The organism is Pseudomonas sp. CAM1A (assembly GCF_047501685.1).
Lineage (GTDB): Bacteria > Pseudomonadota > Gammaproteobacteria > Pseudomonadales > Pseudomonadaceae > Aquipseudomonas.
Genome location: NZ_JBFNXP010000001.1, coordinates 624701 through 650307, shown reverse-complemented (window position 1 = coordinate 650307; position 25607 = coordinate 624701). Strand labels below are relative to the sequence as shown.

Annotated in this window: 25 protein-coding genes; 5 read left to right on the top strand and 20 right to left on the bottom strand. The window is 59.2% G+C overall.

What is annotated here, in order from left to right:
- Positions 1 to 6 precede the first annotated feature (6 nt).
- The 17 genes from atpD to rpmH form a co-directional block, all read right to left on the bottom strand.
- Complete coding sequence (atpD, locus tag ABZO33_RS03040) at positions 7 to 1383, bottom strand: F0F1 ATP synthase subunit beta (RefSeq protein ID WP_023628563.1); 1377 nt, start codon at positions 1381 to 1383, stop codon at positions 7 to 9.
- A 27-nt stretch (positions 1384 to 1410) separates the two neighbouring features.
- Positions 1411 to 2271 (bottom strand): F0F1 ATP synthase subunit gamma, encoded by an 861-nt coding sequence (atpG, locus tag ABZO33_RS03035; RefSeq protein ID WP_028690020.1) that lies wholly within the window; start codon positions 2269 to 2271, stop codon positions 1411 to 1413.
- A gap of 48 nt (positions 2272 to 2319) precedes the next feature.
- Positions 2320 to 3864, bottom strand: coding sequence for a F0F1 ATP synthase subunit alpha (gene atpA / locus ABZO33_RS03030; protein ID WP_038707082.1), 1545 nt, complete (start codon positions 3862 to 3864; stop codon positions 2320 to 2322).
- Between the two features lie 21 nt (positions 3865 to 3885).
- Positions 3886 to 4422 carry a F0F1 ATP synthase subunit delta gene (locus tag ABZO33_RS03025; RefSeq protein WP_023628561.1) on the bottom strand — a complete coding sequence of 179 codons (537 nt, stop codon included), beginning with the start codon at positions 4420 to 4422 and terminating at the stop codon, positions 3886 to 3888.
- Positions 4423 to 4434: 12 nt separating this feature from the next.
- The gene (locus ABZO33_RS03020) at positions 4435 to 4905 is read right to left on the bottom strand and encodes a F0F1 ATP synthase subunit B (protein ID WP_023383136.1); all 471 of its coding nucleotides are present in this window, start codon (positions 4903 to 4905) and stop codon (positions 4435 to 4437) included.
- Positions 4906 to 4963: 58 nt separating this feature from the next.
- Positions 4964 to 5221 (bottom strand): F0F1 ATP synthase subunit C, encoded by a 258-nt coding sequence (atpE, locus tag ABZO33_RS03015; protein ID WP_003097235.1) that lies wholly within the window; start codon positions 5219 to 5221, stop codon positions 4964 to 4966.
- Between the two features lie 144 nt (positions 5222 to 5365).
- Positions 5366 to 6235 carry a F0F1 ATP synthase subunit A gene (atpB, locus tag ABZO33_RS03010; protein ID WP_046857652.1) on the bottom strand — a complete coding sequence of 290 codons (870 nt, stop codon included), beginning with the start codon at positions 6233 to 6235 and terminating at the stop codon, positions 5366 to 5368.
- 16 nt (positions 6236 to 6251) lie between these two features.
- Positions 6252 to 6659, bottom strand: coding sequence for a F0F1 ATP synthase subunit I (locus tag ABZO33_RS03005; RefSeq protein ID WP_011536507.1), 408 nt, complete (start codon positions 6657 to 6659; stop codon positions 6252 to 6254).
- 148 nt (positions 6660 to 6807) lie between these two features.
- Positions 6808 to 7680 (bottom strand): ParB/RepB/Spo0J family partition protein, encoded by an 873-nt coding sequence (locus ABZO33_RS03000; RefSeq protein ID WP_023628559.1) that lies wholly within the window; start codon positions 7678 to 7680, stop codon positions 6808 to 6810.
- A 9-nt stretch (positions 7681 to 7689) separates the two neighbouring features.
- Positions 7690 to 8481: a ParA family protein gene (locus ABZO33_RS02995; protein ID WP_023628558.1), complete on the bottom strand. Its 792-nt coding sequence runs from the start codon at positions 8479 to 8481 to the stop codon at positions 7690 to 7692.
- A gap of 18 nt (positions 8482 to 8499) precedes the next feature.
- Entirely contained in the window at positions 8500 to 9150 is a 651-nt protein-coding gene (gene rsmG / locus ABZO33_RS02990; RefSeq protein WP_065864647.1) for a 16S rRNA (guanine(527)-N(7))-methyltransferase RsmG, read from the bottom strand.
- On the bottom strand, positions 9147 to 11039 hold the full coding sequence (gene mnmG, locus ABZO33_RS02985) for a tRNA uridine-5-carboxymethylaminomethyl(34) synthesis enzyme MnmG (protein WP_414534792.1): 1893 nt from the start codon (positions 11037 to 11039) through the stop codon (positions 9147 to 9149). Before mnmG ends, rsmG begins: the two co-directional genes overlap by 4 nt.
- Before the next feature lie 536 nt (positions 11040 to 11575).
- On the bottom strand, positions 11576 to 12949 hold the full coding sequence (gene mnmE / locus ABZO33_RS02980; RefSeq protein ID WP_414534791.1) for a tRNA uridine-5-carboxymethylaminomethyl(34) synthesis GTPase MnmE: 1374 nt from the start codon (positions 12947 to 12949) through the stop codon (positions 11576 to 11578).
- Positions 12950 to 13032: 83 nt separating this feature from the next.
- Complete coding sequence (gene yidC, locus ABZO33_RS02975; RefSeq protein WP_414534790.1) at positions 13033 to 14715, bottom strand: membrane protein insertase YidC; 1683 nt, start codon at positions 14713 to 14715, stop codon at positions 13033 to 13035.
- 2 nt (positions 14716 to 14717) lie between these two features.
- Positions 14718 to 14963 carry a membrane protein insertion efficiency factor YidD gene (yidD, locus tag ABZO33_RS02970; RefSeq protein WP_011536514.1) on the bottom strand — a complete coding sequence of 82 codons (246 nt, stop codon included), beginning with the start codon at positions 14961 to 14963 and terminating at the stop codon, positions 14718 to 14720.
- The gene (rnpA, locus tag ABZO33_RS02965) at positions 14956 to 15357 is read right to left on the bottom strand and encodes a ribonuclease P protein component (protein ID WP_102683383.1); all 402 of its coding nucleotides are present in this window, start codon (positions 15355 to 15357) and stop codon (positions 14956 to 14958) included. Before rnpA ends, yidD begins: the two co-directional genes overlap by 8 nt.
- Before the next feature lie 13 nt (positions 15358 to 15370).
- A complete protein-coding gene (rpmH, locus tag ABZO33_RS02960; RefSeq protein WP_003253163.1) occupies positions 15371 to 15505 on the bottom strand; it encodes a 50S ribosomal protein L34 in 135 nt (44 codons plus the stop codon).
- 591 nt (positions 15506 to 16096) lie between these two features.
- Between rpmH and dnaA the strand changes: the two genes are divergently transcribed.
- The 4 genes from dnaA to gyrB are packed head-to-tail and all read left to right on the top strand — an operon-like array spanning position 16097 to position 22311.
- Positions 16097 to 17623 (top strand): chromosomal replication initiator protein DnaA, encoded by a 1527-nt coding sequence (gene dnaA / locus ABZO33_RS02955; protein WP_414534789.1) that lies wholly within the window; start codon positions 16097 to 16099, stop codon positions 17621 to 17623.
- 40 nt (positions 17624 to 17663) lie between these two features.
- Positions 17664 to 18767, top strand: a complete 1104-nt coding sequence (gene dnaN, locus ABZO33_RS02950; RefSeq protein WP_414534788.1) for a DNA polymerase III subunit beta — start codon at positions 17664 to 17666, stop codon at positions 18765 to 18767.
- A gap of 15 nt (positions 18768 to 18782) precedes the next feature.
- On the top strand, positions 18783 to 19886 hold the full coding sequence (recF, locus tag ABZO33_RS02945; protein WP_414534787.1) for a DNA replication/repair protein RecF: 1104 nt from the start codon (positions 18783 to 18785) through the stop codon (positions 19884 to 19886).
- A 4-nt stretch (positions 19887 to 19890) separates the two neighbouring features.
- Positions 19891 to 22311, top strand: coding sequence for a DNA topoisomerase (ATP-hydrolyzing) subunit B (gene gyrB / locus ABZO33_RS02940; RefSeq protein ID WP_110696882.1), 2421 nt, complete (start codon positions 19891 to 19893; stop codon positions 22309 to 22311).
- A gap of 113 nt (positions 22312 to 22424) precedes the next feature.
- On the opposite strand, the gene ABZO33_RS02935 is transcribed toward gyrB, so the two are convergent.
- From ABZO33_RS02935 to ABZO33_RS02925, 3 genes are all read right to left on the bottom strand, one after another.
- Positions 22425 to 22796: a helix-turn-helix domain-containing protein gene (locus ABZO33_RS02935; RefSeq protein ID WP_414534786.1), complete on the bottom strand. Its 372-nt coding sequence runs from the start codon at positions 22794 to 22796 to the stop codon at positions 22425 to 22427.
- A 6-nt stretch (positions 22797 to 22802) separates the two neighbouring features.
- A complete protein-coding gene (locus tag ABZO33_RS02930; protein ID WP_414534785.1) occupies positions 22803 to 23105 on the bottom strand; it encodes a type II toxin-antitoxin system HigB family toxin in 303 nt (100 codons plus the stop codon).
- 73 nt (positions 23106 to 23178) lie between these two features.
- Positions 23179 to 24477 (bottom strand): sigma-54 interaction domain-containing protein, encoded by a 1299-nt coding sequence (locus ABZO33_RS02925; protein ID WP_414534784.1) that lies wholly within the window; start codon positions 24475 to 24477, stop codon positions 23179 to 23181.
- A gap of 244 nt (positions 24478 to 24721) precedes the next feature.
- Here ABZO33_RS02925 and ABZO33_RS02920 point away from each other — a divergent pair, with 244 nt between their 5' ends.
- On the top strand, positions 24722 to 25606 hold the full coding sequence (locus ABZO33_RS02920) for an MBL fold metallo-hydrolase (protein WP_414534783.1): 885 nt from the start codon (positions 24722 to 24724) through the stop codon (positions 25604 to 25606).
- Position 25607 lies beyond the last annotated feature (1 nt).

Sequence of the window (25607 nt, the reverse complement as noted above, 5' to 3'; positions counted from 1 at the left end):
CCGGGATTACAGTTTCTTGGCTTTCTCGATCGCTTCGTCGATGCTGCCGACCATGTAGAACGCTTGTTCTGGCAGGTGGTCGTAGTCACCTTTGAGGATGCCGCTGAAGCCAGCGATGGTGTCCTTGAGCGAAACGTACTTGCCTGGCGAGCCGGTGAAGACTTCGGCCACGAAGAACGGCTGCGACAGGAAGCGCTGGATCTTACGAGCGCGGGCAACCAGTTGCTTGTCGGCTTCGGACAGTTCGTCCATACCCAGGATCGCGATGATGTCCTTCAGCTCTTTGTAGCGCTGCAGAACATACTGAACGCCACGAGCGGTGTCGTAGTGCTCGGTGCCGATCACGTTCGGGTCCAGCTGGCGCGAAGTCGAGTCCAGTGGGTCGACCGCTGGGTAGATACCCAGGGAAGCGATGTCACGGGACAGAACGACGGTGGCGTCCAAGTGGGCGAAGGTGGTCGCTGGCGACGGGTCGGTCAGGTCGTCCGCAGGTACGTATACGGCCTGGACGGAGGTGATCGAACCTTCCTTGGTCGAAGTGATACGCTCTTGCAGAACGCCCATCTCTTCGGCCAGGGTCGGCTGGTAACCTACTGCCGAAGGCATACGGCCCAGCAGTGCGGATACTTCGGTACCGGCCAGGGTGTAACGATAGATATTGTCGACGAACAGCAGAACGTCGTTACCTTCGTCACGGAACTTCTCAGCCATGGTCAGGCCGGTCAGCGCTACGCGCAGACGGTTTCCTGGTGGCTCGTTCATCTGACCGTAAACCAGCGCTACCTTGTCGAGAACGTTGGAGTCCTTCATCTCGTGGTAGAAGTCGTTACCCTCACGAGTACGCTCACCCACACCAGCGAACACGGAATAACCGCTGTGTTCCATGGCGATGTTGCGGATCAGTTCCATCATGTTCACGGTCTTGCCGACGCCGGCACCACCGAACAGACCAACCTTACCACCCTTGGCGAACGGGCAGACCAGGTCGATAACCTTGATGCCGGTTTCCAGCAGGTCGTTGCCGCCTGCCTGGTCAGCGAACGAAGGCGCTGGCTGGTGGATACCGCGACGCTCTTCTTCGCCGATCGGGCCGGCTTCGTCGATCGGGTTGCCGAGGACGTCCATGATACGGCCCAGGGTTGCCTTGCCGACAGGTACCGAGATGGCAGCCTTGGTGTCGACGACATCCAGACCGCGCTTCAGACCTTCGGTCGAGCCCATCGCAATGGTACGAACCACGCCGTCGCCCAGCTGCTGCTGAACTTCCAGGGTGGTTTCCGCGCCTTGTACTTTCAGCGCGTTGTAAACACTCGGCACGGCATCACGTGGGAATTCCACGTCGATGACGGCGCCGATGATTTGAACGATACGTCCGCTACTCATAGCTGGATCCTCTGAATTTTTGAACCGTTAAACCGCGGCAGCGCCGCCGACGATTTCCGAGATCTCCTGGGTGATCGCAGCCTGACGCGCCTTGTTGTAGATCAACTGAAGCTCTTTGATCAAATCACCGGCGTTGTCTGTGGCGTTCTTCATGGCGATCATCCGGGCCGCTTGTTCAGCAGCGTTGTTCTCGACCACCGCCTGGTACACCTGCGACTCCACGTAACGCACCATCAAGCCGTCCAGCAGCTCTTTTGCGTCGGGTTCGTACAGGTAATCCCAGTGGTGCTTGAGTTCCTGATCCGGGGTTGCCACCAACGGTACCAACTGCTCGACCGTCGGTTTTTGGGTCATGGTGTTGATGAACTTGTTCGAAACCACCGAGAGGCGATCGATACGGCCGTCGAGGTAGGCGTCCAGCATCACTTTGACGGAGCCGATCAGATCGTTGATCGATGGCTCTTCGCCCAGGTGGCTGATCGCGGCTACGACGTTGCCGCCAAAGATGCGGAAGAAAGTCGCACCCTTGCTGCCGATCACGCACAGGTCGATTTCAACGCCCTGTTCGCGGTTTTCGTTCATGTCCTTGACCAGGGCCTTGAACAGGTTGGTATTCAAGCCACCGCACAGACCACGGTCACTGCTCACCACGATATAACCGGCGCGCTTTACAGGGCGCTCGATCATGAACGGGTGGCGGTATTCCGGGTTGGCGTTGGCCAGATGACCGATCACCTGGCGGATACGCTCCGCGTAAGGACGGCTAGCAGCCATGCGCATTTGTGCCTTGCGCATCTTGCTTACCGCCACTTTCTCCATGGCGCTGGTAATTTTTTGCGTGCTTTTGATGCTCGCAATCTTACTGCGAATCTCTTTTGCGCCTGCCATGTATCACCTATCAGGTTAGCAAGCGGGGGCCGGAGCCCCCGCTGCGGCTTACCAGGTCTGGGTGGCCTTGAACTTCTCGATACCGGCTTTCATGCCAGCGTCGATTTCGTCGTTGAAGTCACCCTTCACGTTGATCTTGGCCATCAGTTCGGCGTGATCACGGTTGAAGTAGGCAATCAGAGCTTGCTCGAAGCTGCCAACCTTGGAGACTTCTACGTCGGTCAGGAAACCACGCTCAGCGGCGTACAGCGACAGGGCCATGTCGGCGATCGACATTGGCGCGTACTGCTTCTGCTTCATCAGCTCGGTAACGCGCTGACCATGCTCCAGCTGCTTGCGGGTAGCCTCGTCCAGGTCCGAAGCGAACTGGGCGAAGGCCGCCAGTTCACGGTACTGGGCCAGGGCGGTACGGATACCACCGGACAGCTTCTTGATGATCTTGGTCTGGGCGGCACCACCAACACGGGATACCGACACACCGGCGTTAACGGCAGGACGGATGCCTGCGTTGAACATGGCCGATTCCAGGAAGATCTGACCGTCGGTGATCGAGATCACGTTGGTCGGAACGAACGCGGAAACGTCGCCAGCCTGGGTTTCGATGATCGGCAGAGCGGTCAGCGAGCCAGTCTTGCCAGTTACGGCACCGTTGGTGAACTTCTCGACGTACTCTTCGGAAACGCGCGATGCACGCTCCAGCAGACGGGAGTGGAGATAGAACACGTCGCCTGGGTACGCTTCACGTCCTGGTGGACGGCGCAGCAGCAGGGAGATCTGACGGTAGGCAACGGCCTGCTTGGACAGGTCATCGTAAACGATCAGGGCGTCTTCACCGCGGTCACGGAAGAACTCGCCCATGGTGCAGCCGGCGTAAGGCGCCAGGAACTGCAGTGCGGCGGATTCCGAAGCACTGGCAACGACCACGATGGTGTTGGCCAGGGCGCCGGCTTCTTCCAGCTTGCGAACGATGTTGGCAACGGTGGAACGCTTCTGGCCGACTGCAACATAAACACAGAAAATACCGGAGTCTTTCTGGTTGATGATGGCGTCGATGGCCATGGCGGTCTTGCCGATCTGACGGTCACCGATGATCAGCTCACGCTGGCCACGGCCGACAGGGATCATGGCGTCGACGGACTTGTAGCCAGTCTGTACAGGCTGGTCTACCGACTTACGCCAGATCACGCCTGGAGCTACTTTCTCGACCGCGTCGGTCTGGGTGTTGCCCAGAGGACCTTTGCCGTCGATCGGGTTACCCAGTGCGTCGACGACGCGACCCAGCAGTTCCTTACCAACCGGAACTTCCAGGATGCGGCCGGTGCACTTGGCGCTCATGCCTTCGGCGAGGGTGTCATAGGCACCCAGGATCACTGCACCTACGGAGTCTTGCTCCAGGTTCAGGGCCATGCCGAATACGCTGCCAGGGAACTCGATCATTTCGCCGTACATGACGTCGGCCAGACCGTGGATCCGCACGATGCCGTCGGAAACCGAAACGACGGTACCTTCGTTACGGGCTTGGGAGCCGACATCGAGGTTGTCGATGCGGCCCTTGATGATTTCACTAATTTCGGAAGGATTGAGTTGCTGCATTGCTCTGCTGCCCCTTCAAACTCAAGATTTCAAGGCTTCGGCCAGTTTCGCGATTTTCCCGCGAACCGAACCGTCGATTACCAGGTCGCCAGCGCGGATGACGACGCCGCCGATCAGGCTGGCATCCTCCGACGCGTGCAGGCGCACTTCCTGGCCTAACCGTGCACTGAGAACCTTGGCGAGTTTGTCTTGCTGTTCTTGGTTCAACGCAAAAGCACTGGTGACTTCCACGTCCACGGATTTCTCTTGCTCGGCCTTGTACAGGTCGAACAGAGTCGAAATCTCCGGCAGAAGCAGGAGACGTTCGTTTTCCGCGGCAACATGAATGAAATTCTGTGCCTTGGCGTCAAACTTGTCACCGCACACTTCAATGAATGCGGCGGCCTTTTCTGCGCTAGTCAGTTGCGGGGCCTTGAGCAGGCGCTGCATGGTGTCGTCTTGCGACACCGCAGCAGCCAGGCCGAGCATGGCTGACCAATTGGCCAGTTGCTGATGGGCCTGGGCATGCTCGAAGGCAGCCTTAGCGTAAGGTCGGGCCAACGTGGTCAGTTCTGCCATGATCGCCCTCGCTTAAATTTCAGCGGCCAGTTTGTTAACCAGCTCCGCATGCGCGTTTTGATCGATTGTGGCGCCAAGGATCTTTTCAGCACCGCCAACAGCCAGGGCACCCACTTGGGCACGCAGGGCGTCTTTGACGCTGTTCAGTTCCTGTTCGATCTCGGCTTGAGCCTGAGCCTTCACACGGTCAGCTTCGACGCGGGCCTGTTCACGGGCTTCCTCGACAAGCTGAGCAGCGCGTTTCTTGCTTTGCTCAATGATTTCGGCTGCCTGTGCCTTCGCTTCACGCAGTTGCTGACCCGCTTTCTCTTGGGCCAGCTCCAGGTCGCGAGCTGCGCGGTTGGCAGCGTCCAAACCGTCGGCAATCTTCTTTTGGCGCTCTTGCAGAGCAGTGATGACCGGAGGCCATACATACTTCATGCAGAAGAGTACAAAAATCAGGAAAGCAACGGATTGGCCAATCAGGGTTGCATTAATGTTCACGCCAACACCTCGCTCGGTCTTTGTTCATCACAGCAATCAACTCGTAAAAAACGAGTGATTAGCCGGCGATCTGACCAACGAAGGGGTTTGCGAAGGTGAAGAACAGAGCGATACCAACACCGATCATGGTTACGGCGTCGAGCAGACCGGCAACGATGAACATTTTGACCTGCAGCATTGGAACCATTTCTGGCTGGCGAGCAGCGCCTTCCAGGAACTTGCCGCCCAGCAGGCCGAAACCAATGGCGGTACCCAGAGCACCCAGGCCGATCAGCAGAGCAACAGCGATAGCGGTCAGACCAACTACAGTTTCCATCTTTCCTCCCGACTTTTACGTCGTATTGGTTAGGTTTTTAGTTTGAAGCGGTAAAACAAATCGTTTGGTACAGCATGCCCTTGCGGACTTTTTAAGCCCTCCCCCCAGACGGGCGGGGAAGGCTATCAGACACGCCAGGCGGTCTTAATGGTTATCTTCGTGAGCCATCGACAGATAGACGATGGTCAGCATCATGAAGATGAAAGCTTGCAGGGTGATGATCAGGATGTGGAACACAGCCCACGCCCACTGCAGCACCACACCCAGGCCGCTCAACCACAGCAGGCCGGAGCCGAACATCACGGCGATCAGGATGAACACCAGCTCACCGGCGTACATGTTGCCGAACAGACGCAGTGCCAGCGAGATCGGCTTGGCGATCAGGGTGACGAACTCGAGCAGGAAGTTGACCGGGATCAGCAGGATCTGCACGAAGATGTTCTTGCTGCCGAACGGGTGCAGGGTCAGCTCGCCGATGAAGCCGCCCAGGCCCTTGACCTTGATGCTGTAGAAGATGATCAGGGCGAACACGCAGAAGGCCATGGCCAGGGTCGCGTTCGGGTCGGTGGTCGGTACCGCACGGAAGACGAGGTGCGGGTCACCGGAGATCCAGGCCGCCGCTTTCGGAATCCAGTCGACCGGAACCAGGTCGATGGCGTTCATCATGAACACCCAGACGAAAATGGTCAGTGCCAGCGGGGCGATCACCGGGCTACGGCCGTGGAAGGAGTCCTTCACGCTGCCGTTGACGAAGTCGACCAGCACTTCAACGAAGTTCTGCAGACCGCCAGGTTGGCCGGAAGTCGCCTTCTTGGCCGCCATGCGGAAGATGAACAGGAAGATCAGACCCAGCGCGACGGACCAGCCCAGGGTGTCCACGTGGAACGCCCAGAAGCCCATTGCCTTGGCTTCTGCAGCCGAATGGGCGAAGCCCCAGCTGCCGTCTGGTAGTTGACCGTAGGTCAGGTTCTGCAAGTGGTGCTGGATATAACCCGAAGCGGTTTCTTCTGCCATGGTTGCCTCAAACGCCCTAAGGTCTCGAAAGTCTTTTATTCATCAGCAGGGGCGCGAACCAGCTGACCAAAAGGGTCAGCACGAAGACGCCGAATACTGCCAACGGCGCCAATGGCTTCACTCCTGCGAAGGTCAGTGCAAACAGCACTGCCGTCAAAATCATCTTGCCTGCCTCGCCCGCGTAGAACGACTTGACGATGGCCTGCGCCGCCCGGGCTCCGCTGAAGCGAAAAGCCTTCCAGGCGAAATACACATTGGGAAGCCAGGCAATCAGCCCTCCGCAGAGGCCCGAATATCCACTGACCACCCCTTTCCACTGCCACAACACCAGCGTTGCCAGCAGCAGTACGACAAATTGAGCCAGCAGTACCGGAAAAACCGCCCAGCGATGGAAAGGCAGGCGGTTTGGCGTGCGGATTTCCATCACAACTGCTCCTCGAAAGTCGACCGCCTCGTCAACAATGACTTGGCATAATTTGTGCCGACAAAATGCGCGCAGAGTATAGGGGTGGATTAACCCCTATTCAACTCTTGGGTAGTGATTTCCGACTGCGCGCTACAACAGGATTGTTTCAGCGGATGTGAGCAAGCACGCCTTGCAACTCGTCAAGGGAGTTGTAGCGAATAACCAACTGGCCTTTGCCCTTGTTGCCATGGCGAATTTGTACCGCCGAGCCCAGGCGCTCTGCCAGACGCTGTTCAAGACGCGTGATATCCGGATCAGGTTTGCTCGCCTCGACCGGCTCAGGTTTGCCACTGAGCCACTGACGCACCAGTGCCTCGGTCTGGCGCACGGTGAGGCCGCGTGCGACAACATGACGCGCCCCTTCTTCCTGCCGATCTTCCTCGAGGCCGAGCAAGGCGCGGGCGTGGCCCATCTCCAGGTCGCCATGGGCGAGCATGGTCTTGATCGCCTCGGGCAGCGAGATAAGGCGCAACAGGTTGGCCACGGTGACCCGTGACTTGCCGACGGCATCGGCCACCTGCTGCTGGGTCAGTTCGAATTCCTGCTGCAGACGCTGCAGGGCGAGCGCCTCTTCCAGCGGGTTGAGGTCCTCGCGCTGGATGTTCTCGATCAGCGCCATGGCAATGGCGGCTTCGTCGGGTACTTCGCGGACCATGGCCGGAACGGTATCCAGGCCAGCCTGCTGGGTGGCGCGCCAGCGGCGCTCACCAGCGATGATCTCGTAGCGGTTGTCACCGATCGGGCGAACCACGATCGGCTGCATGACGCCATGGGTGCGGATCGAGTGCGCCAGTTCTTCCAGCGCCTCGGGATCCATGTCGCGACGCGGCTGGTACTTGCCGCGCTGGATCAGCTCGACCGGCAGGTGTTGCAGTTCCTTCTGGTCGATCTTGACAGCCTGCGCTTCGAGCGCGCTGACGGAAGGACCACTGAGCAGTGCATCCAACCCACGTCCGAGACCGCGTTTCTTGATGGCCATGCGGATTCCTTAAGTTGTTTGTGCAATGCGTGATGGACGGCGCTGACGACGAACCAGTTCCCCGGCCAACGCCAGATACGCCAGCGCGCCACGGGATTGCTTGTCGTAGGCCAGTGCCGGCATGCCGAAGCTCGGCGCCTCCGCCAGGCGGATGTTGCGCGGGATCACCGTGTCGTACAGCTGCTCGCCAAAGTGCTCCTTGAGCTGCGCCGAAACATCGTTGTTCAGGCTCAGGCGCGGGTCGTACATGGTCCGCAGCAGGCCTTCGATCTTCAGCTCCGGATTCAACCGGGCGGCGATGCGCTTGATGTTATCCACAAGGTCGCTCAACCCTTCCAGCGCGTAGTACTCGCACTGCATGGGGATGATCACGCCATCGGAGGCGACCAGCGCATTGAGCGTCAGCATCGACAGCGACGGCGGGCAGTCGATGAGGATGTAGTCATAATTCTCGCGGATCGGCGCCAACGCGTTGCGCAGGCGGCTCTCCTTCATCTGCATTTCCAGCAGGACCACTTCGGCGGCGGTCAGGTCGCGGTTGGCCGGCAACAGCTGGTAACCACCGTGCTCGGAGTAGTGCATGGCCTGGGCCAGATCGCATTCCCCGATCAGCAGGTCGTACACCGAATGCTCGAGCTCGTGCTTATCCACACCGCTGCCCATGGTGGCGTTGCCCTGTGGATCGAGGTCGATCAGCAGCACGCGACGCTTGGTCGCGGCCAGCGATGCGGCGAGATTGATGCAGGTGGTGGTCTTGCCCACACCACCCTTCTGGTTCGCGATTGCGAATACCTTAGCCATTGTTGCGTGTGTTCCCAGTCATGCCTTGCGGCGCAGTATCAGCAGATGGCGCTGGCCCTGGCAACCTGGAACGGTCAGGGCCTGCTCGCTTTCCACTGTGAAGTCTGCGGGCAATGCTACCAGTTCGTCGGCAGGATGCAGCCCCTTCATTGCAAGCCATTGCGTGCGGGCGTCACCCAGGTGGCGGGTCCAGTTGGTGAAATTCTCCATGCTGCTGAAGGCCCGGGAAATGATCCCGCAGAACGGCTGCTCGGGCTGGACCTCTTCCACCCGGCTGTGGATAACCGTCAGGTTGTCCAGTTTCAGCTCCATCTTCACCTGGGTGAGGAAGCGCGTCTTCTTGCCGTTGCTGTCGAGCACCGTCACCTGCTTGTGCGGGTGCAGGATGGCCAGCGGGATGCCCGGCATGCCGCCGCCGCTGCCGACATCCAGCCAGCGCTGGGTGTCATTGTGGATAAACGGCATGACACTCAGGCTGTCGAGCAGGTGGCGCGAGACCATCTCGTCCGGGTCGCGCACAGCGGTCAGGTTGTAGGCCTTGTTCCATTTGATCAACAGGGCCAGGTAGCCCAGCAGCAACTCGTGCTGCTGCGCGCTCAGCTCGACACCGAGCTGGCGCGCACCTGTGGACAACTCTTCGGCGTGTTGCGGGGTGACCAGGGAACTCAAGCGCTTTGCTCCAATTCGCGGCCTGCGCCGCGTTTTTTCAAGTGAATCAGCAACAGGGAAATCGCCGCCGGGGTGACACCTGGAATGCGCGAAGCCTGGCCCAGGGTCTCGGGGCGGGTGTCGCCGAGCTTGCCCTGGATCTCCTTGGACAGCCCGGAAATGGTCGTGTAGTCGATATCCACAGGCAGACGCGTGTCTTCACTGGCACGCAGGCGGGCAATCTCTTCCTGCTGACGGTCGATGTAGCCGGCGTACTTGGTCTTGATCTCGACCTGTTCGGCGACCTGTGGATCGATGTTCTCGCCACCGGTTGCCGCGATCAGGCCAGCGTAGTCGATTTCAGGGCGGGCAAGCAGGTTGAGCAGGCTGTACTCGTGCGCCAATGGCGTGCCGAACTTATCCACAATGGCCTGGCCTTGCGGCGTGTTCGGGCGTACCCACGTGCTCTTCAGGCGCTGCTCTTCACGCTCGATGCCTTCGCGCTTGGTGCTGAACGCCGCCCAGCGCTCATCGTCGATCAAGCCGAGTTCGCGACCTTTCTCGGTCAGGCGCAGGTCGGCGTTGTCTTCGCGCAGGATCAGCCGGTACTCGGCTCGCGAAGTGAACATGCGGTACGGCTCCTGGGTGCCGAGGGTGATCAGGTCGTCGACCAGTACGCCGATGTACGCCTCGTCGCGGCGCGGGCACCAGCTTTCACGGCCCTGGGCGCGCAGCGCCGCGTTGGTCCCGGCCAGCAGGCCTTGGGCACCGGCTTCTTCGTAGCCGGTGGTGCCGTTGATCTGGCCAGCGAAGAACAGGCCGGCGATGACCTTGGTCTCGAGGCTGTACTTCAGGTCGCGTGGATCGAAGTAGTCGTACTCGATGGCATAGCCCGGGCGCACGATGTGCGCGTTCTCCATGCCGCGGATCGAGCGGACGATCTCGAGCTGCACGTCGAATGGCAACGACGTGGAAATACCGTTGGGATACAGCTCATGGGTGGTCAGGCCTTCCGGCTCGATGAACACCTGGTGGCTTTCCTTGTCGGCAAAGCGGTGGATCTTGTCCTCGATCGACGGGCAGTAACGCGGGCCGATGCCTTCGATCACCCCCGAGTACATCGGCGAACGGTCGAGGTTCGAGGCAATGATTTCGTGGGTGCGGGCGTTGGTGTGGGTAATCCAGCAGCTCACCTGGCGCGGGTGCATGTCGGCGTTGCCCATGAACGACATCACCGGGATCGGCGTATCGCCCGGTTGCTCGCTCATCACCGAGAAGTCCACCGAACGGCCATCGATACGCGGTGGGGTACCGGTTTTCAGCCGGCCGACACGCAGCGGCAGCTCACGCATGCGGTTGGCCAGGGCATTGGCGGGCGGATCGCCCGCGCGGCCACCGGAATAGTTCTGCAAACCGATGTGGATAAGTCCGCCGAGGAAAGTCCCGCTGGTCAGTACCACGGAGTCGGCGAAGAACCGCAGGCCCATTTGCGTGACCACGCCCTTGACCTGGTCCTGCTCGACGATCAGGTCATCGCACGACTGCTGGAATATCCACAGGTTGGGCTGGTTTTCCAGGATTTCACGTACCACGGCCTTGTAGATGGCGCGGTCCGCCTGCGCACGGGTGGCGCGTACCGCCGGGCCCTTGCGGTTGTTCAGAACGCGGAACTGGATGCCGCTCTTGTCGGTGGCCAGCGCCATCGCACCGCCGAGTGCATCGATTTCCTTGACCAGGTGGCTCTTGCCAATGCCACCAATGGCCGGGTTGCAGCTCATGTGACCGAGGGTTTCCACGTTATGGGTCAGCAGCAGGGTTTTCACACCCATGCGTGCGGACGCAAGCGCAGCCTCGGTACCGGCATGGCCGCCGCCGATGACGATCACTTCAAAACGGGAAGGGAAATCCACCACGCACCTCGTGCCTGTTTTTGCGAATAGAGAAGGTAAGCGGACAAGTATAGGGACTTCCCGCCCTTCAAAGAAACCTTCTGAGCAAAATTTGACCAGGCTGTGGATGAATGGCAGGTAAAAGAAAACAAAGAGGAAAAATTTAAAAAAGCTTTGTTTTTATGTTTATGTTTAGGCACCCACCATCCTGTGTATAAGTCTCTACAGGCCTTATAGGGCAATGTGTACAGAGAATCATAACCCTGTGTCGAAGTAGCCCTGGGGGCTCTGGATAGCGCTGTTTAACCTGTGGATTAATAGTGCTGTTACCCACAGGCAGGTTTGTCCTCAGAAAAAAAGCCTGGTTATCAACGGAGCTGAAGTCGAGTTTTCCACAGAGCTTAGCCATGCATGCAGGGAGCTGTTGATGAAATATTTTCCGCGGCGCTGCCGTCTGTGGTTGCTGGCCTGCTTGCAATCACCCGTACCGACACGAATCCCAGGCAAAAAAAAGCCGCTCCAGAGAGCGGCTTTGCTGCGAATCGAACCCTATGGGATCACTTGCCAATGCAGAAGCTGGAGAAGATCCGCCCCAGCAGGTCATCCGAGCTGAATGCGCCGGTAATTTCACCCAGCACTTGCTGTGCCTGGCGCAGATCCTCTGCCAGCAGCTCACCGGCACCGGCGAGAGTCAGCTGCGCACGGCCGTGCTCGAGGTGGGCACTGGCCTGGCGTAGCGCCTCCAGGTGCCGGCGACGAGCGCTGAAGCTGCTTTCGGCGGTTTGTTCATAGCCCATGCAAGCCTTGAGATGCTCACGCAGCAGATCCAGGCCCATGTCGTTGTCCCGCGCGCTGAGGGTGATGGTGACGTGCCCATCGTCGCTTTGCTCCAGGCCCACGACCTCGCCACTGAGATCCGCCTTGTTGCGAATGAGGGTGACCTTGGCCACATCGGGTCGCTGATCGAGAAACTCAGGCCACAAGGCAAACGGATCACTGGCTTCCGGTGCCGTCGAATCGACTACCAGGAGCACACGATCCGCCTCGCCGATGGCCTTGAGCGCCCGTTCCACACCGATCTTTTCCACATGGTCATCGGTGTCGCGCAAGCCTGCGGTGTCGACCACATGCAGCGGCATGCCGTCGATGTGGATATGTTCGCGAAGGATATCCCGGGTGGTGCCGGCGATATCGGTGACGATTGCCGCTTCACGCCCGGCCAACTGATTGAGCAGGCTCGACTTGCCGGCGTTCGGCCGACCGGCAATGACCACGGTCATGCCGTCGCGAAGCAACGCACCTTGCCCCGCCTCGCGCTGAACTGTGGATAACGTGTCGCGTACCTCATCGAGCATGCGCAGCACATGGCCATCGGCAAGAAAGTCGATCTCTTCCTCTGGGAAGTCGATGGCGGCTTCGACATAGATGCGCAGGGCGATCAGCGCTTCGGTGAGGCCATGCACACGCTTGGAGAATGCCCCCTGCAGGGAACGCAGGGCATTGCGCGCAGCCTGTGTGGAACTGGCTTCGATCAGGTCGGCGATTGCCTCGGCCTGGGCCAGGTCGAGCTTGTCGTTGAGGAACGCTCGCTCGCTGAATTCGCCTGGACGTGCCAGCCGGCAACCGAGCTGCAGGCAACGTTGCAGCAGCATGTCCATGACTACCGGGCCGCCATGGCCCTGCAGCTCCAGCACATCTTCGCCGGTGAACGAGTTCGGCCCGGGGAAGAACAGCGCGATCCCTTCATCCAGCACCAGGCCATCGTCATCGCGGAACGGGCCGTAATGGGCATGCCGCGGGCTCAGCGTATTGCGGCCGGTGATGACTTGCCCGGCCTGCAGGGCCAACGGACCGGACAATCTGACGATGCCTACCCCGCCACGGCCTTGGGCGGTGGCGATGGCGGCAATGGTTTCACGCACTGTGTTCATGCTCGAACCTCTACAACGAATACGACAGATAGCAAAAACGCCCCAGGGGGGCGTTTTTGTTCACAGGCTAGCGTAGCAGCCCGTCAAGCGGCTGCGTTCTTGGTCGCAGCCTCGATACGACGAGTGATGTACCACTGCTGTCCGATCGACAGGCAGTTGTTCACAACCCAGTACAGCACCAGACCCGCCGGGAACCACAGGAAGAAGAAGGTGAAGATGATCGGCATCATTTTCATTACCTTCGCCTGCATCGGATCGGGCGGGGTCGGGTTCAGGCGCTGCTGGATGAACATGGTGGCGCCCATGATGATCGGCAGGATGAAGAACGGATCCTTGATCGACAGGTCGGTGATCCACAGCATCCACGGGGCCTGGCGCATCTCGACGCTTTCCAGCAGTACCCAGTACAGGGCCAGGAACACCGGCATCTGCACCAGGATCGGCAAGCAGCCGCCCAGCGGGTTGATCTTCTCTTTCTTGTACAGCTCCATCATCGCCTGGGACATCTTCTGGCGATCGTCACCGAAGCGTTCCTTGAGCTGGGCCAGTTTTGGCGCCACGGCACGCATGCGCGCCATCGAGCGGTAGCTGGCGGCCGACAGCGGGAAGAACAGGCCCTTGATCAACATGGTCAGGACGATGATCGACCAGCCCCAGTTGCCCAGCAGGCTGTGGATATGTTGCAGCAGCCAGAAGATCGGCTGGGCGATGAACCACAGGAAGCCGTAGTCGACGGTCAGTTCCAGGCCTGGGGACAACTCCTTGAGCTTGGACTGGATCTTCGGACCGGCATACAGCATGGCGCTGGTTTCGACCTTGCCGCCGGCAGGCACGTTAAGCGCCGGGCCGGTATAGCCGATGATGTAGTTGCCCTGGCTGTCCTTGCGGGTCTGGACGGCGTTGTTGTCCGAGTGGGTCGGGATCCAGGCGGTCACGAAGTAGTGCTGCAGCCAGGCGACCCAGCCGCCGGTCACATTTTCTTTCAAACTACCCTTGTCGATGTCTTTCATCGACACTTTCTTGTACGGCTCGGAAGCTGTCCACAGGGCCGCGCCCAGGTAGGTAGCGGTACCGGTGGCGGTGCTCGACGACGGGTCGGAGCTGGCGTCACGCTTGAGCTGGGCAAACATGTTGCCGTTCCAGGCCTGGCTGCTCTGGTTGTCGATCAGGTAGCTGACGGTCAGGTCATACTCACCGCGCTTGAGGCTGAAGCGCTTGATGTAGTTGACGCCGTTCTCGCTGAACTTCAGGTCGACCGACAGTTGGTCCTGGCCGTCGGCCAGCTGGAAGCTCTTCTGCTCTGCGGCATACAGCGGGCGACCAGTGGAACGGGCGTCCGGACCGTTGGCGCCGGTCAGGCCACTCTGGGCCAGGTACACACGTTCGCCACCGTTATCGAACAGCTGGAACGGAATATCCGGATGATCCTGGCGACGAGGGTACTTCGGCAGGGTCAGTTGGACGATGTCACCACCGACCGGGTCGATAGCCAGGTCCAGGACGTCGGTCTTGATCCGGATCAGGTCCTTGCTGAGCGCCACTGGCGCCAGTTCGGCTGGGCTGGATTCAGCATTGGCGCTCGGCACATCGGCACTTGCACCGGAGTTGCCGGCCGGCACGGTGTCCGGCAGGGCCGGGGCAGCATTGCTGGCAGCAGCATTCTGAGTCGGCAGGGCAGCCTGGCCGTAGTCCTGGTTCCATTTGAGGACCATGACATAGGACACGATTGCCAGGGCGACGATCAGGATCGTGCGTTTAATATCCATGATTACTCGGCTATCGAAGAAGTTCGGGAGGAAGGAGCAGGTGGAACGGGATCGAAACCGCCGTCGTTCCACGGATGACAACGCCCCAGGCGACGAACGGCCAGCCACCCACCACGCAAGAGGCCATGGTTTTCAATGGCTTCATAGGCGTAACAGGAACAGCTGGGATAGAAACGACAGTGACTGGCCATCAGTGGACTGATGGCGTAACGGTAAAACTGGATCGGAACGAGGGCCAGTTTACGCATCGTGACTGTCTACCCCTGCGGAATTGGCGACCGCTGGAGAGGGCCGACTGCGGACCAGTCGCTTCCAGAGCTTGCCAAAGTGTTGGTGCAATTCTGGGTTTTCCACTTCGCCCAACCCCTTGCGCGCGACGATCACGATGTCCAGGCCAGCCAACAGCTGCTGGTTCAGGCGAAACGAATCGCGCATCAGGCGTTTCAGGCGATTGCGTTGAACGGCGAGCTTGACGCTCTTCTTGCCGATCACCAGGCCTAGGCGCGGATGATCGAGGCCGTTCTCGCGGGCAAGGATAAGCAGGTTTTTCCCTGGAACCTTGCCGGTTGGGGAGTCGAAGACCGCTTTGAAATGCCGGGGTGTAAGCAGTCGCTTTTCCCGACTGAAGTCCTGACTCACCACCTGTGCCGAAAAATCAAATTGCCAGACGCTTACGGCCTTTGGCACGGCGACGCGACAGAACGGCACGGCCGTTCTTGGTAGCCATACGGGCACGGAAACCGTGGGTGCGGGCGCGCTTGATGGTGCTTGGTTGGAAAGTACGTTTCATGGCGTGTTACCTGGGTTGGTCGACAACGGGCCGGAAGGGCCCCCTTTTTAAGAGATCGGCGATTCTAGAGAAAGCAACGCAATAGGTCAATTTCCAACCAGCTATTCCTTATGGAAGGTCGAATCAGGGTAGATCGAATTTCCTTCGAACGATGACCGTTAACCCGGGGACAAACGCAAGCAAACAGAAAAAACAAAGAGGCATATAAAAAGCTTTTTTGAAGAACTTATAGATCTTAGCTGGACAACCTTCTGTGGATAAGCCTTTCAAGGCCACGTTTTACGTGCTGTACAGAGTTTCACAACCTTGTCCGTAAAGGGTGCTCTGTCTGTGCGGGCCATGAGGACAACCTGTGGGCTGAATGGGTGTTTATCCACAGAGGTTTTATCCACAGAGCTCAACCCAGGGTTGTGCATAGCCCACAGGTGCCGTTATCCACAGGGCTTATCAACAGCGCTTGAGTGATTAAAACGTCAGTTTTTGGCAGTTTTACCGTGATCGCGGTCGCCACCACGTGTGGATAACTGGCCGTCTGCCCGGTACAATGGCGGTTTGTTTTGCCTCATCCGGCTTTCAACTCAGGGGATATCCGTGTCAGTGGAACTTTGGCAGCAGTGCGTGGAGCTTCTGCGCGATGAACTGCCTGCCCAGCAATTCAACACCTGGATCCGTCCGCTACAGGTCGAAGCCGAAGGCGACGAGTTGCGCGTCTATGCGCCCAACCGCTTCGTGCTTGATTGGGTCAATGAGAAGTACCTTGGCCGCCTGCTCGAACTGCTGGGTGAACAGGGCAGCGGCATAGCCCCTGCGCTTTCCTTGTTGATCGGTAGCCGTCGCAGCTCCGCAGCGCGTGCTGCCCCCAACGCACCTGTCAGCGCTGCCGTTGCCGCCACCCTTGCGCAGCAGACGCAGGCGCAGCCGTCGGTGGCTGCGGTACAGCATGCAAATGCTCCAGTGGCCGAGCCTGCGCAGGCCGCCGAGGTCGAAGAGCCTTCGAGCCGCGACAGCTTCGACAGCATGAGCGACACCTCCCCGGCGCCGAAGGCCAACGGGCGTACCGAGCAGCGCACGGTGCAGGTCGAAGGTGCCTTGAAGCACACCAGCTACCTGAACCGTACCTTTACCTTCGAGACCTTCGTCGAGGGTAAATCCAACCAGCTGGCCCGTGCCGCGGCCTGGCAGGTCGCCGACAACCCCAAGCATGGTTACAACCCGCTGTTCCTTTATGGGGGCGTGGGCCTGGGTAAGACCCACTTGATGCACGCTGTGGGTAACCATCTGCTGAAAAAGAATCCGAATGCCAAGGTGGTCTACCTGCATTCCGAGCGCTTCGTGGCCGACATGGTCAAGGCGCTGCAATTGAATGCGATCAACGAGTTCAAGCGTTTCTACCGCTCGGTCGATGCGCTGCTGATCGATGACATTCAGTTCTTCGCCCGCAAGGAGCGCTCGCAGGAAGAGTTTTTCCACACCTTCAACGCCCTGCTCGAAGGCGGCCAGCAGGTGATCCTCACCAGTGACCGCTACCCGAAGGAAATCGAAGGCCTGGAAGAGCGCCTGAAGTCGCGTTTTGGCTGGGGGCTGACGGTCGCCGTCGAGCCGCCGGAGCTGGAAACCCGCGTAGCCATCCTTATGAAGAAGGCCGACCAGGCCAAGGTCGAGTTGCCGCACGATGCCGCCTTCTTCATCGCCCAGCGTATTCGCTCCAACGTGCGTGAACTGGAAGGCGCCCTGAAACGGGTGATTGCCCACTCGCACTTCATGGGCCGCGACATCACCATCGAGCTGATTCGCGAGTCGCTCAAGGACTTGTTGGCGCTGCAGGACAAGCTGGTCAGTGTGGATAACATCCAGCGCACGGTGGCCGAGTACTACAAGATCAAGATCTCCGATCTGTTGTCCAAGCGTCGCTCGCGCTCGGTGGCGCGGCCACGGCAGGTGGCGATGGCGTTGTCGAAAGAGTTGACCAACCACAGTCTGCCGGAGATCGGCGACATGTTCGGCGGCCGTGACCACACCACCGTGCTGCACGCTTGCCGCAAGATCAACGAATTGAAGGAATCCGACGCGGACATCCGCGAGGACTACAAGAACCTGCTGCGTACGCTGACGACCTGATGGCCGTCTACGCAGCTATTTGAAGGCAAGGGACTAGACCATGCATTTCACCATTCAACGCGAAGCCCTGTTGAAACCCCTGCAACTGGTCGCAGGCGTCGTCGAGCGCCGCCAGACCTTGCCGGTTCTGTCCAACGTCCTGCTGGTCGTGCAAGGCCAGCAGCTGTCGTTGACCGGTACCGACCTGGAAGTCGAACTGGTTGGCCGCGTACAGCTGGAAGAACCGGCTGAACCGGGCGAGATCACTGTCCCGGCGCGCAAGCTGATGGACATCTGCAAGAGCCTGCCCAGCGATGTGCTGATCGACATCAAGGTCGACGAGCAGAAGTTGCTGGTCAAGGCCGGTCGCAGCCGTTTCACACTTTCCACTTTGCCGGCCAATGACTTCCCGACCGTGGAAGAAGGCCCAGGCTCGCTGACTTGCCAGCTTGAGCAGAGCAAACTGCGCCGCCTGATCGAACGCACCAGCTTCGCCATGGCCCAGCAGGACGTGCGCTACTACCTCAATGGCATGCTGCTGGAAGTATCCCCCGGCACCTTGCGTGCCGTGGCCACCGATGGCCATCGCCTGGCGCTGTGCGCCATGCAGGCACCGATCGACCAAGCTGATCGTCATCAGGTCATCGTGCCGCGCAAAGGTATCCTCGAGCTGGCGCGCCTGCTGACAGACCCAGAAGGCATTGTCAGCATCGTTCTGGGCCAGCATCACATTCGTGCAACCACCGGTGAATTCACTTTCACCTCCAAGCTGGTGGATGGCAAGTTCCCGGACTACGAGCGCGTTCTGCCTAAAGGTGGCGATAAGCTGGTGATCGGCGACCGTCAGGCACTGCGCGAAGCGTTCAGCCGCACCGCGATTCTGTCTAACGAAAAGTACCGCGGCATCCGCCTGCAGCTGGCCGCTGGCCAACTGAAGATCCAGGCCAACAACCCGGAACAGGAAGAGGCGGAAGAAGAGATCAGCGTCGACTACAACGGCAGCTCGTTGGAGATTGGTTTCAACGTCAGCTACCTGCTGGACGTGCTGGGTGTCATGACTACGGAGCAGGTCCGCCTGATTCTGTCGGACTCCAATAGCAGCGCCCTGTTGCAGGAAGCCGGCAATGACGACTCGTCCTACGTTGTCATGCCGATGCGTCTGTAACCCGTAGCAGGCGACATGTCCCTTCGACGTCTCTCGGTCACCGCGGTGCGCAACCTGCACCCGGTGACCCTCTCACCCTCCCCCCGCATCAACATCCTTTACGGCGCCAACGGCAGTGGCAAGACCAGCGTGCTCGAAGCTGTGCACCTGCTCGGCCTTGCGCGCTCGTTCCGGAGCACCCGGTTGAACCCGGTGATCCAGTACGATCAGCCGACCTGCACGGTGTTCGGCCAGGTCGAATTGGCCGAGGGCGGTACGAGCAACCTTGGTGTGTCGCGGGAGCGCCAGGGGGATTTCACTATCCGCATCGACGGACAGAATGCGCGCAGCGCCGCGCAACTGGCAGAGATGCTGCCGCTGCAGTTGATCAACCCGGACAGTTTCCGGCTGCTCGAAGGTGCGCCCAAAGTGCGGCGGCAGTTCCTCGATTGGGGCGTGTTCCACGTGGAACCCCGTTTCATGGCCACCTGGCAGCGCCTGCAGAAGGCCCTGCGGCAGCGGAACTCATGGCTGCGGCATGGTACACTGGACGCCGTTTCGCAAGCCGCCTGGGATCGAGAGTTGTGTCTCGCCAGTGCGGAGATAGATGAATACCGTCGCAACTATATCAAGGCCTTGAAGCCTGTCTTCGAGCAGACCCTGAGCGAACTGGTCGAACTGGACGGGCTGACCCTGAGCTATTACCGAGGCTGGGACAAGGACCGCGAACTCAATGAAGTTCTCGCCACCTCCCTCCTTCGCGATCAGCAGATGGGCCACACCCAGGCCGGGCCACAGCGTGCTGACCTGCGCCTTCGATTAGGCGCGAACAATGCGGCCGACATTCTTTCGCGTGGGCAGCAGAAGTTGGTGGTCTGCGCCCTGCGCATTGCACAGGGGCACCTGGTCAGCCAGGTTCGTCGCGGGCAGTGTATTTATCTGGTGGATGACTTGCCGTCCGAGCTGGACGAGCAGCACCGCCGCGCCCTGTGCCGCTTGCTTGAAGAATTGAACTGCCAGGTGTTCATCACCTGTGTAGACCACGAATTTCTGAGGGAAGGCTGGCAAACGGAAACGCCAGTTGCCTTGTTCCACGTGGAACAAGGCCGTATCACCCAGACCCACGACCATCGGGAGTGAAGGCATGAGCGAAAATCAAACGTACGACTCCTCCAGCATCAAAGTGCTGAAAGGGCTGGATGCCGTACGCAAACGTCCCGGCATGTACATTGGCGACACCGATGACGGCAGCGGCCTGCACCACATGGTATTCGAGGTGGTCGACAACTCGATCGACGAAGCCCTGGCCGGGCACTGCGATGACATCACCGTCATCATTCACCCGGACGAATCCATCAGCGTCCGTGACAACGGCCGTGGTATTCCGGTCGATGTGCATAAAGAAGAAGGCGTTTCCGCGGCGGAGGTCATCATGACCGTGCTGCACGCCGGCGGTAAGTTCGATGACAACTCTTACAAGGTGTCCGGCGGTCTGCACGGTGTAGGTGTATCGGTAGTGAACGCACTCTCCGAACAGCTGGTGCTCACCGTTCGTCGTAGCGGCAAGATCTGGGAACAGACCTACGTTCATGGCGTGCCCCAAGCGCCGATGGCGGTCGTGGGTGACAGCGAAACCACCGGTACTCACATTCACTTCAAGCCTTCGGCTGAAACGTTCAAGAACATCCACTTCAGCTGGGACATCCTCGCCAAGCGTATCCGCGAGCTGTCGTTCCTGAACTCCGGCGTCGGTATCCTGCTGAAGGATGAGCGCAGCGGCAAGGAAGAGTTCTTCAAGTACGAGGGTGGCCTGCGTGCATTCGTTGAGTACCTGAATACCAACAAGACTCCGGTCAACTCCCAGGTATTCCACTTCAACGTCCAGCGTGAAGATGGCGTGGGTGTTGAAATTGCCCTGCAGTGGAACGACAGCTTCAACGAAAACCTGCTGTGCTTCACCAACAACATTCCCCAGCGCGACGGTGGTACCCACCTGGTCGGCTTCCGCTCCTCGCTTACCCGTAGCCTGAACAGCTATATCGAGCAGGAAGGCCTGGCGAAAAAGAACAAGGTTGCCACCACCGGTGACGACGCTCGTGAAGGCTTGACCGCGATCATTTCGGTCAAGGTGCCGGATCCGAAGTTCAGCTCGCAGACCAAGGACAAGCTGGTTTCCTCGGAGGTGAAGACCGCCGTGGAACAGGAGATGAACAAATACTTCGCCGACTTCCTGTTGGAAAACCCCAACGAAGCCAAGGCCGTGGTCGGCAAGATGATCGATGCCGCACGTGCCCGTGAAGCGGCGCGTAAAGCGCGCGAGATGACTCGTCGCAAAGGCGCCCTGGATATCGCTGGCTTGCCGGGCAAACTGGCCGACTGCCAGGAGAAGGACCCTGCCCTTTCCGAACTGTACCTGGTGGAGGGTGACTCCGCGGGTGGCTCGGCCAAGCAAGGCCGCAACCGTCGCACCCAGGCGATCCTGCCGCTGAAGGGCAAGATCCTCAACGTCGAGAAGGCACGCTTCGACAAGATGATCTCCTCGCAGGAGGTCGGCACGCTGATCACCGCATTGGGCTGTGGCATCGGCCGCGAAGAGTACAACATCGACAAGCTGCGCTATCACAACATCATCATCATGACTGATGCTGACGTCGACGGCTCGCACATCCGTACTCTGCTGCTGACCTTCTTCTTCCGTCAGCTGCCGGAGCTGGTCGAGCGTGGCTACATCTACATCGCCCAGCCGCCGCTGTATAAGGTGAAGAAAGGCAAGCAGGAGCAGTACATCAAGGACGACGAGGCCATGGAAGAATACATGACCCAATCGGCCCTGGAAGATGCCAGCCTGCACCTGGATGAAGCGGCGCCAGCGGTCTCTGGTGTACAGCTACAAGCATTGGTAAATGAGTTCCGCGGTGTGATGAAAACGCTGAAGCGTCTGTCACGCCTGTATCCGGAAGAGCTGACCGAGAACTTCATCTACCTGCCAAAGGTTACCGTCGAGCAATTGGCTGACAAGGCGCAGATGGATGATTGGCTCAAGGCGTTCCAGCAGCGTCTGGACAACAGCCAGCGTTCTGGTTTGGCCTACAAGGCTGACTTGCACGAGGATAAGGAACGTAACATCTGGCTGCCGGTGGTTGAAACCACCTCCCACGGCTTGGCCAGCTACGTTACCTTCAACCGTGATTTCTTCGGCAGCAATGACTACCGCAGTGTCGTCGCCCTCGGCGAAAAACTCGGTACGTTGTTGGGCGAAGGTGCCTACGTTCAGCGCGGTGAGCGACGCAAGGCCGTCACCGAGTTTAAGGAAGCCCTCGACTGGCTGATGAACGAGAGCACCAAGCGCCACACTATCCAGCGATACAAAGGGCTGGGTGAAATGAACCCGGACCAGCTGTGGGAAACCACCATGGACCCGACCGTGCGCCGCATGCTCAAGGTGACCATCGAGGATGCGATCGCCGCCGACCAGCTGTTCAACACCCTGATGGGTGATGCGGTCGAGCCGCGTCGCGACTTCATCGAAAGCAACGCGTTGTCGGTGTCCAACCTGGACTTCTGATCAGTTGTCGATGGGCACATCAAGTGCCGTGAATGAAAACCCCGGCCTTCGCGCCGGGGTTTTTCTTTTAGCCTGCTTGTGCAGTTCACAATCGGTGTGAACTGGAGTCAGCTTCAAGCTGCTTTCACTGGTTTGATCAGGCTTTCAGCTGGGATGCCGAACAGATTGTGCAGCTTCCAGATCATAGGGAGCGTCAACGAGCGCTTTCTATTCAGTACCTCATAGACACGATTCGTCTTGCCAATGGCAGGTACAAGATCGGCTGCTGTAAGGCCAGACTGTTCCATTCGGAATTTGATGGCTTCTATCGGGTCTGGCAGCTCTACCGGAAAATTCTTTGCTTCGTAAGCTTCGATCAAGGTGATCATGACTTCAAAAGCATCACCCTCGGCAGTTCCAGGCTCAGGCTCATTCTCGAACAGCGGAGCGATCTCCTTGAGTGCTGCTCGATATTCAACGTCGGTGCGGATTGGGCGGATATTCATATATGGTCACTCCATCTCCACAGTATTCGCGTCGATCTTGTCGTACGCCTTGTGGGTACCAATAAACTTAATGTAGACAGCGCCAAACTGATAGGCAATGGCTACCACTAGCCTGTAGTCATTGCCCTTGATATTGAACACGACTCGTCTGCTTTTCAGGATGCTCGCGTTTCTGTACTGACTTTTGATCGTTTCCGGGTTAACCCATGTGGCTTTCCTGGCTTCATCGACCCAGGCGCGCAATGGCTGTTCACTGTCCGGATGGATTTCCCAAAAGGATTTCAGTTGGCTAATGGCGATGATCTTCATGACTGTCAGTGTAGTCCCAGCTTGGGACTATGTGCAACCACGGTTTAGCTCCAGGATGTTTCACGTGGAACATTCACAGCCCGAGGGTTTTGAGTCGTCGATACAGCGTGCGTTCACTCATGCCCAGATGTGCCGCCAGCTCGTTACGTGAGCCTTTGAAGGTCTCCAAGGCATGTGCCAGCTCGGCCATTTCATTGCGTCCGCGACGGCCGAAATGGTTCTGATCTGACACTGGATAGATGTCCTCGGGCAAATGCTCCGGGCGAATGAAACCATCATCGGCAAACAGCCTGGCCCTCTCCAGGATGTTCCTGAGCTCGCGAATGTTGCCTGGGAAGGTATGCAGGTTGAGGCAAGCGAGTGTTTCGGCGGTAACCTTGGGCGCATGCTTGCCGGCCATACGTTGCAGCAGGCTCTCACAGAGCAACGGTAAATCCTCGACTCGCTCACGTAGTGACGGCAGGCGAATCGGGAATCCGCTGATGCGGTAATACAGGTCTTCGCGGAACGTCCCTTCGGCGGCCATCTCTTTCAATGGCTTGTGCGTTGCCGAGACCAGACGGAAGTCTGAATGGACTGTGCGAGTGCTGCCGACCGGACGGAAGCTTCCGGACTCGATCAGACGTAGCAACTTCACCTGCATGGCCAGTGGTACCTCACCGATCTCATCGAGAAACAAGGTTCCACCGTGAGCTGCTTCTGCCAGGCCGATCTTGCGCTGGGTCGCGCCGGTGAAGGCGCCCTTCTCATAGCCGAACAGTTCACTCTCGAACAGAGACTCGGTCAGCCCGGTGCAGTCCACCACCACCAAGGGGCCATTGGCTCGTGGACTGCCCAGGTGCAATGCCCGGGCAAATAGTTCCTTCCCCGTCCCGGATTCACCTTGAAGCAAGACCGGGATCTGCGCGGGTGCGGCACGCTGCAGACTGGAAACGGCGCTCTTGAATGACGGAGCGCGGCCAACCAGACCCTGTTGTTGAGGTTGTGCCGATGCCAGGGTGACGCTGGTCAGGCGCTCGACGAACGCCACCACCCTGCCCTGGTCGTCGAGGATCGGACGCAGCTCCACATCCACATGTTCTGGCCCGCGTGGAGTGTGATGGATATGCAGCACACGCTCGGGCACCTTGCTGTCCAGCGACTTGCGCAGCGGGCAGTGCTCACCCGCCTGGTCGCAGGGAACGGCGTAGTGATGGGAAACCCGATGGCACTTGTCGCCGATTGGCGCGTGCTCCTCGTTGCCGAACTGGCGACGGTAGGCGGCGTTGGCGGCGAGGATGTTGTAGTCGGTGTCCAGCACGATGCTGGGCAGCACATCGTGTTCAAGGTAGGACACCAGCGCGATGATCGCGGGATGGGAAGCGGCTAGCATGACAGCACCAGAGGAAGGACCTGGCGAGCGTAGCAAGGACTGCCAAACACTGCCATCGGCTGACAGTCGACTGCCAGGAACTGTCACCTTTGGGTCGCTGGAATGAGGGCTGCTGCGCGCCCTTCGCGGCACACGACCGTTCCTACAGGGGAAACGCGCCTATCTGAAAGGCTGGCATGCATCTTGATAAAGCACCTCCCACTGCCTATGCCTTCAAGGAGGCTTGGGATTACTGGAGAGTGCAATGATCATCGGCAACAACCTTCACGTTGAAGCGTTCTTCGACAAGGCGACCTGGACCATCAGCTACTTGGTCATGGATGGCGAAACGCGGCAATGCGCGCTGATCGACAGCGTGCTGGATTACGACCCCAAGTCCGGGCGTACCGGCACCGATTCGGCAGACAAGCTGATCGAACGCGTCGAGGCGCTGGATGCCAAGGTGCAATGGATCCTGGATACCCATGTGCACGCCGACCATCTCTCCGCAGCGGCCTACCTCAAGGCGCGGCTGGGCGGCAGCATCGCGATCGGTGCGCAGATCACCCAGGTACAGAAAGTCTTCGGCACCCTGTTCAACGCCGAGCCGGGCTTTGCTCGCGACGGCAGCCAGTTCGACGTTCTTTTCGAAGATGAAGAAGGATTCCGCATTGGCAACCTGCATGCCCGTGCCCTGCACACCCCTGGGCATACCCCGGCATGCATGAGCTACATGATCGAGGATGCGGGTGAGACCGCAGTGTTCGTCGGCGACACCTTGTTCACCCCTGACTATGGCACCGCCCGTTGCGACTTCCCGGGCGCCAGCGCAAGAACCCTGTACCAGTCGATCCGTCGCCTGCTCGCCTTCCCCGACCAGACCCGACTGTTCATGTGCCACGACTACCTGCCCGGTGGCCGTGAGCTGCGCTTCGTCACCACCGTGGCCGAGCAACGCGCCGACAACATCCATATTCATCAAGGGGTCAGCGAAGAAAGCTTCGTGCAGATGCGCGAAGCCCGTGACAAGACCCTCGACATGCCCGTGCTGATCTTGCCGTCGGTGCAGATCAACATGCGCAGTGGGCAATTCCCCGAACCTGAAGAAAACGGTGTTAGCTACCTGAAGATCCCGCTGAACAAGCTGTAAG